Source organism: Rhodospirillaceae bacterium, from assembly GCA_018660465.1.
Lineage (GTDB): Bacteria > Pseudomonadota > Alphaproteobacteria > Rhodospirillales > JABJKH01 > JABJKH01.
This window is the reverse complement of sequence record JABJKH010000084.1, coordinates 105,939-117,311: the sequence shown is the minus strand read 5'-3', so window position 1 is coordinate 117,311 and position 11,373 is coordinate 105,939. Positions and strand designations below refer to the sequence as shown.

At 51.1% G+C, this 11,373-nt stretch carries 14 protein-coding genes; 10 read left to right on the top strand and 4 right to left on the bottom strand.

Annotated elements, in window-relative coordinates; genetic code table 11:
- Positions 1-92: 92 nt before the first annotated feature.
- Complete coding sequence (locus tag HOM51_13580) at positions 93-1,130, bottom strand: ShlB/FhaC/HecB family hemolysin secretion/activation protein (protein MBT5035539.1); 1,038 nt, start codon at positions 1,128-1,130, stop codon at positions 93-95.
- Positions 1,131-1,470: 340 nt separating this feature from the next.
- Here HOM51_13580 and HOM51_13575 point away from each other — a divergent pair, with 340 nt between their 5' ends.
- From HOM51_13575 to HOM51_13530, 10 genes are all read left to right on the top strand, one after another.
- A complete protein-coding gene (locus tag HOM51_13575) occupies positions 1,471-1,950 on the top strand; it encodes a tripartite tricarboxylate transporter TctB family protein (protein MBT5035538.1) in 480 nt (159 codons plus the stop codon).
- A gap of 9 nt (positions 1,951-1,959) precedes the next feature.
- Positions 1,960-3,444, top strand: coding sequence for a C4-dicarboxylate ABC transporter permease (locus tag HOM51_13570; GenBank protein ID MBT5035537.1), 1,485 nt, complete (start codon positions 1,960-1,962; stop codon positions 3,442-3,444).
- 50 nt (positions 3,445-3,494) lie between these two features.
- Positions 3,495-4,490, top strand: a complete 996-nt coding sequence (locus HOM51_13565; protein MBT5035536.1) for a tripartite tricarboxylate transporter substrate binding protein — start codon at positions 3,495-3,497, stop codon at positions 4,488-4,490.
- An 86-nt stretch (positions 4,491-4,576) separates the two neighbouring features.
- Complete coding sequence (locus HOM51_13560) at positions 4,577-5,311, top strand: hypothetical protein (GenBank protein MBT5035535.1); 735 nt, start codon at positions 4,577-4,579, stop codon at positions 5,309-5,311.
- An 18-nt stretch (positions 5,312-5,329) separates the two neighbouring features.
- Entirely contained in the window at positions 5,330-5,581 is a 252-nt protein-coding gene (locus HOM51_13555) for a hypothetical protein (protein ID MBT5035534.1), read from the top strand.
- A 48-nt stretch (positions 5,582-5,629) separates the two neighbouring features.
- Positions 5,630-5,983: a hypothetical protein gene (locus HOM51_13550; protein ID MBT5035533.1), complete on the top strand. Its 354-nt coding sequence runs from the start codon at positions 5,630-5,632 to the stop codon at positions 5,981-5,983.
- Complete coding sequence (locus tag HOM51_13545; protein ID MBT5035532.1) at positions 5,976-7,055, top strand: Gfo/Idh/MocA family oxidoreductase; 1,080 nt, start codon at positions 5,976-5,978, stop codon at positions 7,053-7,055. Before HOM51_13550 ends, HOM51_13545 begins: the two co-directional genes overlap by 8 nt.
- A gap of 7 nt (positions 7,056-7,062) precedes the next feature.
- A complete protein-coding gene (locus HOM51_13540; protein MBT5035531.1) occupies positions 7,063-8,160 on the top strand; it encodes an amidohydrolase family protein in 1,098 nt (365 codons plus the stop codon).
- A 3-nt stretch (positions 8,161-8,163) separates the two neighbouring features.
- Positions 8,164-8,583 carry a hypothetical protein gene (locus HOM51_13535; protein MBT5035530.1) on the top strand — a complete coding sequence of 140 codons (420 nt, stop codon included), beginning with the start codon at positions 8,164-8,166 and terminating at the stop codon, positions 8,581-8,583.
- Positions 8,573-8,965 (top strand): hypothetical protein, encoded by a 393-nt coding sequence (locus HOM51_13530; GenBank protein ID MBT5035529.1) that lies wholly within the window; start codon positions 8,573-8,575, stop codon positions 8,963-8,965. Before HOM51_13535 ends, HOM51_13530 begins: the two co-directional genes overlap by 11 nt.
- Here HOM51_13530 and HOM51_13525 read toward each other — a convergent pair.
- The 3 genes from HOM51_13525 to HOM51_13515 are packed head-to-tail and all read right to left on the bottom strand — an operon-like array spanning position 8,962 to position 11,345.
- A complete protein-coding gene (locus tag HOM51_13525; GenBank protein ID MBT5035528.1) occupies positions 8,962-9,369 on the bottom strand; it encodes a hypothetical protein in 408 nt (135 codons plus the stop codon). The genes HOM51_13530 and HOM51_13525 overlap by 4 nt on opposite strands.
- Before the next feature lie 23 nt (positions 9,370-9,392).
- Entirely contained in the window at positions 9,393-10,538 is a 1,146-nt protein-coding gene (locus HOM51_13520; GenBank protein ID MBT5035527.1) for a mandelate racemase/muconate lactonizing enzyme family protein, read from the bottom strand.
- A 21-nt stretch (positions 10,539-10,559) separates the two neighbouring features.
- Positions 10,560-11,345, bottom strand: a complete 786-nt coding sequence (locus HOM51_13515; protein MBT5035526.1) for an SDR family oxidoreductase — start codon at positions 11,343-11,345, stop codon at positions 10,560-10,562.
- Between the last annotated feature and the right edge of the window lie 28 nt (positions 11,346-11,373).

Here is an 11,373-nt window from a genome sequence, read left to right as displayed (position 1 = left end):
TTGATTGCCTTGGCTGCACCCGTCTGACGTGTCTGCGATTTCTGTCTCATCTTCGTTCCCTTCGGTCACTACGATGAGCTAAAAATCCTCTCTTATGCAATCCCGCTAATTTGTTCCATAGGCGCTGACGTTAGACAGTGAGATACCTGGGCAAATACTTTCCGTGAGGTGCTTTCAACATCCTGGTCAGTCAGGCTAAAGCCAGGGTTTGAGAAGCTTCGGCTCGCGCCAACTTCCAACGTGGTGCCTTCGTTGGTAATGACGTGACGGGTTTGAAGTTCGACAAAATTCAGCTCGCGCCGATTGCGGTATGAAATAAGCCCCGTCGTCACGTAACGGAATTCCGTCGTGCCGCCCAGCCCGAAAACGGAGTTGCCGACTAAATTAGCAGACAATTGTCTTGGCCCAACAAATCGGGTGCCTCGATTATCTACAGTCAATGATCCATCGAAAGGCTTGTACTTGACGACGACAACAAGTTCAGAGGCGCCGCTTACTTTCTTCGACGGTCGCAAAAGAGATTCGACCAGATGTCCAGGCAGGTCACGAATTAACAAAAGGTAGCGTTCTAACACTTCGGCTTTCAACGGCCGCGATTGAGTTATCTTTTTGCTATATCCTGCGATTAGGTTTCGATTATCGCGAAGCTGTCCCTGAATTACGACGCTGCTTACATAACCCTCGATGATTTGAAGACGAACGTGGCCGCCTTTTATTTCTTGAGGCGGTAGAATTGCCTTGGACAAGATATAGCCCGCATTGCGGTATTTGGCGGTGATGGCTGCAGCTAGTTCGTAGATGTTAAACAATGAAACAACGCGTCCCAGTCGGTGCTTATAGAGGGGTAGGAGATCCTCAGCCTTAAAAACTGTGCCACCGCTGATCTTAATCTTGTGCAGGCGGAATTTTAATTTCTTCGCTTTTTCCGTGGGGATCGTTTGATCTTTGGGTTTTGGTAATACCGGTTTGATGAGCGATTTTGGCAGGCGGGGTCTTTGAAGTTGCCGCTGAATTTGACCGGGTTCGGCGGACGGCGGGATATTTTGCGCGCGTGCAGGCGCCGCGACAAAAACAGCCGCAAAAAGACAGGCGAGCAAAAGCGCCGTCCCGATTCTGTACGAAGCACTCAAAAGTGTCTTCTCCCAGGGCGTACAAACTAGTTCATCGTCAGACAATCACGAACATTTATGAAAGAAAAGATAATAAATTCAGTGAGTTAAGAGTAAAATCAACATGTATGGGCGGAGAGGGGCAGAGGCGCTATATGTGGGATGTATATTTCTCCCAAAAACTGGGTAGGGGATAATAATTATTTGGTCCAAAATATATATATTTTAGCGAATTTTGGGTAAATTGAATGCGTGAGTATGATGTTCCAACTTGCATCTGCATGGAACTCCTGCCTAAGCTCTTACACAAAATAATGTGCCTAAGATTGTTTCTCTCGGTGATTTCAAGGGGTTAAGCGTCGTGATGCAGAAGGTCAACATTGGAACGGGGGTGGCGTTTCTTGTCTTCAGTGCAGTTTATTACTTCTACTTAATCCCCACGCAAATAGTTGGCGGCGGTGGCGTTGGCTACGAATCTGCTTTGCTGCAACCAGATTATTTCCCGCGCATCGCAATCCTTTGCTTTTCTTTGTTTAGCGCTTTGTTGGTTTATCAAGGGTTTAGGCGGCAAGACAATGAGGCTTTGTTTGATAGCGAGTCCGAGCGCCCGCTGACGCAAGTTAGCTCCGTCGTTATCATTGCCGCGATCTATGTCCTGGCCTTGGACTATTTTGGGTATGCGCTCACGACCCCCATTTTCTTAGCAGTCATGATGATCTTTTACGGCACGCGAAATTGGCGTTATGTGGTGCCGGTCGCACTTTTGGCGCCGATCATTTTGGATCAATTTTTTTGGCAATCATTTCAGATTATTCTTCCGGAAGGGGTGTTCTTTGAGTAGGGGTGACAAATGGACGCGGTAATTCAGGGTATTAATCTAGCTCTGAGCTGGGATGCCCTGGCGATGGTTTCGCTTGGCGTTTTTGCGGGTATTACGGTCGGTGCAATTCCTGGTTTGACCAGTGTTATGGCGATTGCGGTCCTGGTGCCGTTTTCCTTCTTTATGGCTCCTACTTTGGGGATTCCGTTTCTTCTGGGCATTCATAAAGGCGCTTTGTTCGGTGGTTCAATCCCGGCAATTCTGGTGAATACGCCGGGCACGACACCGGCGGCGGCGACCTGTCTCGATGGTTATCCGCTTTCCAAACAAGGACAGTCGCGAAGTGCGATTGAGATGGCGCTTTATTCATCCACCATCGGCGATACGTTTAGTGACATCGTGCTGATCTTGGCAGCGTTCCCGCTGGCGGCGGTAGCGCTTAAGTTCGGGCCGACAGAATTCTTCTCCCTGATGCTGATGGGGCTGGTTGTAATTTCGTCAGTAACCGGGCCTTCATTGGTGAAGGGACTGTTGGCGGCGACGATTGGCATGATTTTGGGCTTTGTCGGCTTGGACATCGTGTCTGGTGCGGAGCGATTTACCTTTGGTATCGACAGTCTGGCCGAGCGGATCGGCATTGTACCCTTGATGATCGGGCTGTTTGCCATCAGTGAAGTGATGATCCAGTCGGAGAAAAAAATCTCTCAGTTGTCCGCGCCCCACCCAATGGCCGGACTGAAGGGCGGCGTGCCCCTTAAGCTTATCGTGCTTTGGCGTTCAGGGGGAACGATTGCACGTGCATCGATAATTGGCACTATTATTGGGGCGATTCCTGGTGCGGGTGCCGCAATTGCAACATTCACGAGCTATGGAATAGCCAAAAGACTTTCCAAGGAACCGGAAAAATTTGGTAAAGGCAGCTACGAAGGCATTGCCGCATCAGAAGCCGCAAACAGTTCCGTTGCAGGCGCGGACCTGATTCCAACCTTAACCTTCGGTATTCCGGGCGATGCGTCGGCCGCTATTTTAATGGGGGCCTTCATTGCGCAAGGTCTCAGGCCCGGACCTGAGCTATTTACAGAACAAACCGGCACGATGTACGGAATTTTCTTCCTGCTCTTGCTCGGCAACCCAATCATGCTGATCCAGGGCAAGCTGTTGACCCCGTTGTTCGCCCGGCTGGTTACCGTCCGATCATCAATCCTGCTGCCTGTGATCTTGCTGTTTTGTATCGTTGGCGCTTATATTTATAGAAATAATATGGTCGACGTTCAGATGGCGTTAGGCTTTGGCGTGTTTGGATATTTCCTACGGAAGCTTAGAATTCCTATGGCACCCTTGGTCATTGCGTTTATTCTGGCACCCATGGCCGAAGAGGCGATGAAACAGGCGCTGGTGCTGTCGGATGGTAGCTTTAACATTTTCGTGACGCGACCTATATCGGCAGGATTTATTTTGGTAAGTTTTGCGTTGCTTACGGTTAGTATTTTTAAACGACCCCCGAAACTAGAATAAGGGTCGAATAATAAAAATTTTTCACATAACCGACCAAACAGGAGGAAGTAATGGTAATCAATAAGACTTCAGTACTCAGTACGGCACTTGGTGTTGCCCTGCTGTCGGCAGCCGCCGCTAATCCAGTGGCAGCTGACACATATCCGTCCAAACCCATTAAGGTGATTATTGCCACGGGCGCAGGCGGTTCCCACGATCTTCATTCACGCGCAGTGGCGAGTGTTATTCCCGCCTATCTCGGCCAAGCATTTATCATTCAGATGAAATCCGGCGGCGGCGGAAAAATTGGCATGAACGTGCTAAAAAATGCCAAGCCTGATGGCTACACCATCGGATTGGTCACCGGCTCTCACTTCGCCATTGCAGCACATGGCAAGGACATGGGCTTTGATACGTTGAAGGATTTCATCCCGTTCTATCAAGTCAACTATGCGCCAACCATGGTTGTTGTTAAAGCCAGTAGCCCGTGGAAGACGCTGAAAGAATTTGCCGCTGCGGCAAAGGCGGCTCCTGGTAAATTGACCATGAGTTCATCCGGTCAAGCCGGTGCCAGCCATATGATGCTTCTGCAAATTAACAGAGGTCTTGGCATCAAAGTTAAACACGTTCCGTTCCGCGGCGGTGGAAAAGCCTTTAATGCCATGTGGGGTGGTCACGTTGATATGGCCATGGCAACGCCGACGACGGGTGGGGCCTTATCCAAGATCAAAGCTGGCAAGGCACGTGCTCTCGCCATGGCGACACCGAAGCGCAGCAAGTTGTTGCCGAACGTGCCGACGTTGCATGAGCTTGGGATCGACTACGAATATCTTTCATGGCGTGTTTTCGCGGCTCCTGCCGGAACACCAAAGGACAAGTTAGATGTTCTGGTTAAAGCCCTGCGCAAAACATCCAAGGACAAAACCTTCAAGCGGTTGTTGAAGCGTTTTGGTGAGCAGAACATTCCGTTGGATGGACCGGAACTGACGAAAAAATACAGAGATACCTACAATTTCTATGGCAAGCTATTTGAAGCTAATGGCCTAAAATATAAGAAGAAAATGTAGCCTCTGCGTCTATTAATGGGGATAGGGTATGGGGCTTTAGACAGCCTCATACCTTCCCTATTTTTTTAGAATTTAGGAGAAATGATATGGACCACGGTCTGTGGATTACGTGGTACGACCTGCCGGAAGAGGGCCGGGACGACTACTTGGAATGGCTGCATGGTGAGTACATTCCAAAACGCTTGGAAGATTCCAGATATCTTTACGCCGCCCACTATGCATCTGAATACAACGTCACGCTGTCCGGTGAAAAGGGTCGCCTAAAGAATACCAAGAACACAGATATTCCTGCCGGTGATCGTTACATTCTTATCTTTGGTGCTGCGGATGCACATGCCTTCGTTGATCCAAATCCAGATGAAATTCATGACGCCTTGGATGACAAAGGCAAAGCCATGATCGCCATGCGCCAAGGAGAACGGGTCAACATTATGACCGAAGTGGCGCGTTGTATTGGACCTGCTGCCGATACGAGGGACGGAGAATACGCTTTGGCACCGTGCATCCAAATGGGCAGTTTTAATGCGATGGAAGGCCTACACGAATACGAACTTTCCGCCTGGTACGCGAAATGGCGGTTGCCGCGTTTGTCAAAATTGGATGGAACGCTGGCGGTACGGAAATTGGTATCCGTCGCCGGGTGGGCTAAGCACGCGATCCTTTATGAATTCATATCGACTGATGCGCGCAATCAAAAGTTCGTTGATCATGAAAGTGACAATCCTGAAATGGAACAATGGACCGATGATGTCGTCCGATTGCTTGACCATGCGCCGGGCTCGCCCAATCTTGCCAAACGTATTTGGCCGCCGATTTCTTAAAGTTAGGAGACAAACAAAATGTCCCTCATTCCAGCCATCACTGATGAGGAAGCAAACCCGGAACAACGGGTTCTCTTCAAGAATGCTGCCCGCCTGTTCGGCAGGCTTGCGAACGCGCATCGGGTCTCTGCACATTCACCACGGATCGCGCAGGTTCTTTATGGTTTTATCGTCGCCACTCAGCGCAAGGAAATTACCGGCAATCTGGAGGTCCGCCCCCGGTTGCTGGCGACAATGAAAACCTCGATGCTGAATTCGTGTAATTATTGAACGACGCATCGTATAGGGCTCGGTCGAGCGCTGGAAATTACGGACGAAATGGTAGAGGCGCTGGACGGCGACTACGAGAATTCTGCGCACTTTAGCGATGCAGAGAAAGCCGCCATCCGCTGGGCTGTGATCATGACAGAGAAGCAATACCAAGGTAGCCCTGGCAATCCGCCGCAACACCGCCCAGCATTGGAAGAACTTAAAAAGTATTATTCGACTGCCCAGATTATCGAACTGACCCACGCCATCGGTTACACCAATTATTGGAACCGGTTTACCGATATCTTGGAGATTGATCTGGAAGATCAAAAGAGTGTTGATAAGGGTGCAAAAGGTGCGGTTATCGATGTCGATCAGTACGTAGAATATATGAAATCATGTTGGTGGAATGATCATGAGTGAAAAAGAACTCGGCGTCGCGGTTGTTGGTTCGGGAAGGATTGGAACGTTGCGCGCCAGTATGTCAGCGCGCCACCCATCGGTAAAATTTCTCGCAGTTTCTGATAAAGACCCGACCCGTGCAGATGTTCTGAAACAAGCCGTTGGTGCTGATCTCGCCAGTGGCGATAACCAGGAAGTCATCGCGCATCCGAGTGTTACCTCCGTCTTTGTTTCGACGCCAGAGCATGACCATTTGGAAGCTGTGCTCGCGGCAATTGAGTTAGGCAAGCCGGTTTTTCTTGAGAAGCCGGTGGCGCTGACGATTGAAGATGCCGACAAGATCGTCGAAGCGTCGGAAAGAACAGGAACCGAAGTCGTTGTTGGATATTCCAGGCGTCATGACCGCCGCTGGATGCTGACTAAGGAGCATATTGCCCAGGGTCGACTTGGTGAAATTCTTGGCATTCAATCTCGGGTTTACAACTCCCGCACACAAATGCTTCAAATCCTTAAGCGTTCGCCGGAAGCCACCCCAGTTATGGATGTCTTGACCTACTACGTTGATATGGCGTGCTGGTTTATGGAAGGGATTCGTCCGGTTGAAGTCGTTGCCAGGGCTAACGGCAAGATATTTAAGGGCATGGGATATGATGCTGAGGATGTCACGTGGGCGATCATCACGTTCGAGAACGGCTGCGTGGTGAACTTGGGCGTATGCTACGCCTTGCCGGCAAAGTACCCTTCCAACGGCCAAAGCTCACGCTTCGAAATCATCGGCCAAGACGGCGTCATCCTGTTAGATGCCGATAACAAGGACAGCCTGCTGTTTACTGATAAAGGGTCACCGCACGCTTACGTGCCGGACCACAAGACCGACATGGTCTTCATGCAGACGAATTCATCAGGAGATTGGGCCTTGGGGGATTTCTGGGGGCCGATAGCGAATGAAACGCGGACGTGGCTGGATCATTTGGTTATGGGTACACCGACGGGTCACACCACGGTGCAGGAAGGTCGCTTAACCGTTGAAGTGACCTTGGCCATCGATGAATCAGCCCGTACCGGTTTGCCGGTTGCGATTTCTAAAGGATAAAAATTCTATGTCGGATACAAGCAGTGGCGTCGAGTTTGTTGGGTGTGAATTAACTTACCACGCGGACAAGCCTGCGTTTGATCGCAATCCAACATCGTTGGAAAGCCACACCCATCGTCCCTTAATTATCAACGGCAAGCGGATGCTGGCGATTGATGTGCATGCCCATTGCCAGATCATTGATGCCTGGCCCTTGGTTCAGGGGCAGCCCGAAATGGAAGGGCATGCGCCCTACGACGATCCTGATAAAATTCGCGTTGCCGATATTCCGACCCGGATCAAAGAAATGGACGCCATGGGCTTTGATATGCAGGTCCTCAGCGTCACCGTGTTTCAGCATTTCAACTGGGCCGAACGAGACCTCGCCGAGGAACTGGTCAAAGTTCAGAACGAGAAGTTGGCGGAGATTTGTGCCACCTATCCGGATCGCTTTTCTGCCTTTGCGGTTGTCGCCCTCCAGCATCCAGAACTCGCAGCCCAGCAACTGGAACACGCGGTTAAAAACCTTGGGCTTCGCGGTGCAATGTTAACGGCAAACATCAACGGCGAAGAACTCGCTGATCCAAAGTTCAATCCGTTTTGGGCGAAGGCTGAGGAACTCGATGTGGTGATATTTATTCATCCTCGGCATTTTCCTGAGGCCGCTAATCGATTGAAGGGTAAGGGTTTTCTCGCCAATGTCATCGGCAATCCTCTGGATACGACGGTTGCGCTTTCGCATATGATTTACGAAGGAACACTTGATCGATACCCGGGTCTCAAAATTGTTGGTGCACACGGAGGTGGTACGTTGCCGTCCTACATCGGGCGCTATGATCATGGCCACAACAGCAATGATCGCGGGGGACGCGGTGTTGAGAAAAAACTACCGAGTGAATACTTAAAGCAGCTCTATTTCGATACCCTGGTCTATGGTACGGAAAACCTAACGCACCTGATCAACGAATGCGGTGTGAGCCAACTTGTTCTGGGCACCGACCATCCGGCGGGCATGGCCAACGTGAACGCAGTGGCACATCTTCTAAGCACGCCAGGATTAAGCGACGATGATCTTGAAATGATCATGAACGGAACATTGCAGCGGCTGCTTAAATTAGATCTATAAATCATGCGGCCCCGTGAACATATTCTGAAAGCAGAGCGTCTCGAAGCATCGCTTAGAAAGCTCGATCCATCCGATGACTTCGAAATGGTGATTGAACTTTGCGTGTTGGCGGCCACCCATCTGTTTAATGCAGCTCTGCACGTGGAAGGCGTCACCCACGGCCATTCGGACCAATCTCATACGGTTCGCCCGCCCATGGAATATCATCGGAAATCGCCCAGTGATGCCATCAACAAAGGTATGAATGCACTTTCCGATCTGGAAAAACTACGGCCTGTTTATGTACGCGGCGGCGCGCCCTTTGAACAAGAGGTAGCGGATGGTTGTCTACAGAATTTTGCCACTGCAAAGCAGATATTTTTCGACGTGATCGGCGATGCAGCGAGCGATAGAGAATGGTCGGAGGTGCGACGTGACTCCTGAATTGCACCTAACCAAAGCGGCACATTTTGCGGTATCGGCTGCGCGTCTTGACCCGGTAGAAGACTACGAAGCCATCATGTGGGCGGGGATGCATACCTGCACCCATTGGACCAATGCGATTTTTCACGCAAAAGGATTAACCAGCGTCGAATTTGATTTTGAACATTCCTGGTACATTGATCGCTGCCCAGACCCTGATCGAGTCTTGGCGGGGCTAGATGATCAGCTAGGCGGATTGCTGGACGCTTTGGCTGTGTTCGAAGGATTGCGCGCCGCCTATGTACGCGGCCCTGGACCGTTTGGTCCTGAAGTCCTGGCGCGCAGTCAGGAGGCTCTTGATAGGGTTCATGCGGTGGCGGAAGAAGTCTTCGGCACGCTTTAGCCTGCGGCCTTCTCCGCCTCAATCTCTTCAAGCGCTTCAAGCATGCAGGTGACGCCGTAAGTCAGGACTTTGGCTCCGCACGGGTTAACGCAAACCATCAGCGCTTCGGCAATTTCAACTGGCTCAAGGCCCATCAAGATGCCCTTTTTTAGGTGCTGCTTTAGATGCGGCTGATTATGTGGGTTGGATGTCTCGACGGCTAATGCCAGAATGTGAAACAGCTCGTGCATTTTCTCGTCAAACCGTCTTTCCTTTCCGCGGATGACGGTGTCGAGCTCCAGCAACGCTTCCATATAATCCGGGAAATGTTCGGCAATGAATTGGTGGGCGGGATAAACTCTCCCCCGTCGCTTTGCAATTTCGTCAGCCAGTGCTTTTCCTTCAGACGTTGTTTCATTTGCCATTGATTTTTCCTTTGTTATTAATCTTAGCCAGAAATCAGATAGGGCTTAAGTGCCTTCATATCAGGCGCGACACCAAGTCCTGGTTCTGTCGTAAGGTGAAAGTCGCCATTTAGCAATTCTGGAAATGGTTGAGCCAGCAATTCCCGCAGAGGGTTATCCGTCGCGTCCAGTTCCAAAAGTCCGTCGCCGCCGACGGCAGCCAGAAGGTGTGCTGTTGCCACCAATCCAATGCCCCCGCCCAGGTAATGGGGGCAATAACGCCGTCCGCGCTTCAGGGCCTCAAGGGCGACGGCGCGACATCCGCTCAAGCCGCCCCATTTTATAATGTCCGGCTGAATGACCGAAACGCCGCCCGTGGTCATCAGTTCAACAAAGTTCTCAATTCCCCGAACGTTCTCACCCGCAGAAATCGGGATGGAACTTTTGGCGGCAATTTTTGCGAATTCTTTTAAATCGGAATCCGCAGGGATCGGTTCTTCCACCCAGCCAAGATCAAATTGCTCAAATGCTTTAATACCTGACTCGACTTGGTCAATTTTCCAGGATTGATTAACATCGACCATAAGGCGCGAGTCAGGACCGATCACATCGCGTACTTTTTGCAGTTCCGCGACATCCGCGTCATGACCAAAGCCAACTTTGAGCTTGAACGCGCGCAAACCCATGCCAAATGCCTTCTCAGCAGTATTCGCTGCAGTTCCTGGCGCAAGGCCACTGGCGTAGGCAGGTACGTGAATATCGGTCCCTGATCCCCCCAGCATTTGGCAAAGCGGCACACCCGCCCGACGCGACGCTAGGTCCCACGCCGCGATATCCACGGCGGCAACAGCCTGATCAAAGGGTCCCTGCTCGTCAGACTGAACCCTCAGTATACGGGTGCGCTGGGCCAGATAAGCCGAAACCTTTTCCGGCGTTTCCAGATGCTGCCCCACCAGAAGAGGCCGCATAATTTCGGTCAGGATATTGTAGCGGTGTTCAGCCGCAAAGCTGGGCCAGTTGGAAAAGCACTCGCCCCAACCCTCCGCACCGTCTTCATCTCGTAAGCGAATGATCAGCGCCGGACGATGCGTCATTTTTCCAAACGCATTTATGCGCGGGGTCTCCAGCGGGACCTTGAAATGGAACGCATCCAGCGAGGCAATCTTTGATGGAAGAGAGGGCGCTGTCATCAGTGCTGAGATAAACCCCCGTTAGACAATACTTTTGACCATGCCGCCATCAACGCGCCAATTGCTGCCGGAACAATATCCGCCGTATTGGCTGCACAAGAACGCGACGAGACCGCCGAATTCCTTGGTGTCGCCAAAGCGTTTTGCCGGCAAACCTTTTTCCTGGTTGGCCAAGAATTCTTCTGCGGAAATACCCGCTTTTTCGGCTTTGATCGCTGCTGAAGACCGGGTGCGATCCGTCAAAACTTGGGTCGGTGATACGATGTTGACCGTAACGCCATCTTTAATGACTTCGTTGGCCAAGGTCTTCATGTAATAAACCGTGGACGCGCGAAGGGTGTTGGACAGCACCATGTTGGGAATGGGTTGAACCACGCCGGAAGAACCAACAGCAATAATTCGGCCCCACTTTTGGGCAATCATGTCGGGCACGCACAGGCCGGTCAGACGGATGATGCTGACGACCATTTTGTTAAATTCGCTAATCAGTTCGGCTTCGTCTAAATCAAGTGCTGCTCCGACCGCCGGGCCACCGTGATTGTTGAACAGAATATCAATTGGACCACCGAGCGCTTTCTTTGCGTCTTCGTAAAGCGTGTTCATATTGTCAGGGTTGGAAACATCACCAACCATTGGCACGACTTTTCCATCGGTGATTTTAGCTGCTGCCGCTTCCGCTCGCTCCATGCTAGAACCGCTGAGCACCACATCGACGCCTTCTGCCGCCAAAGCACTGGCCGATGCAAAGCCGATTCCTTTGCTGGCACCTAAGATGATTGCACGTTTACCTTTAATTCCGAGATCCATGATTTTTCCTTGTGTGATATTTCACTGA